At 39.0% G+C, this 387-nt stretch carries 1 protein-coding gene; it reads left to right on the top strand.

The window, feature by feature from the left end:
* The coding region (locus tag GJU39_RS23355) for an ATP-binding protein (RefSeq protein ID WP_167515747.1) at positions 1-249 on the top strand (249 nt) is incomplete at its 5' end.
* Between the last annotated feature and the right edge of the window lie 138 nt (positions 250-387).

Genomic DNA, 387 nt, shown 5'->3' with positions numbered 1-387 from the left:
GACTTTGGCCTTCAGCCCTTCGACCCACAGTCAAGGGTTACCTTACTGGATATCATTGAGGACAGGCACCAGAAGCGTTCGACGATAGTTACCTCACAGATACCGGTGAAAGAATGGTATGATATAATTGGTGAGAAAACCATTGCCGATGCAGTACTCGATCGTATAGTTCATCATTCGTTAAGGGTTGAATTATTTGGTGAATCTATGAGAAGGAGAAACTCTAAGATTGAAAACGTATTTTTGTAAAATAACAGTTGTTAAACAGGACTTAAAAGATCGATTCTAATAAGCCTTTTTCCACAACAACTTCTGCTTTTTTCAAGCAACAACTCTGGGGGTCAATTTAAAATTGGCGAAAGGGGGTCAAATTTATTGGTATATGCA

This window comes from Pedobacter petrophilus (genome assembly GCF_009674725.1).
Classification (GTDB): domain Bacteria; phylum Bacteroidota; class Bacteroidia; order Sphingobacteriales; family Sphingobacteriaceae; genus Pedobacter; species Pedobacter petrophilus.
This window is presented reverse-complemented; position numbering and strand designations above follow the sequence as displayed.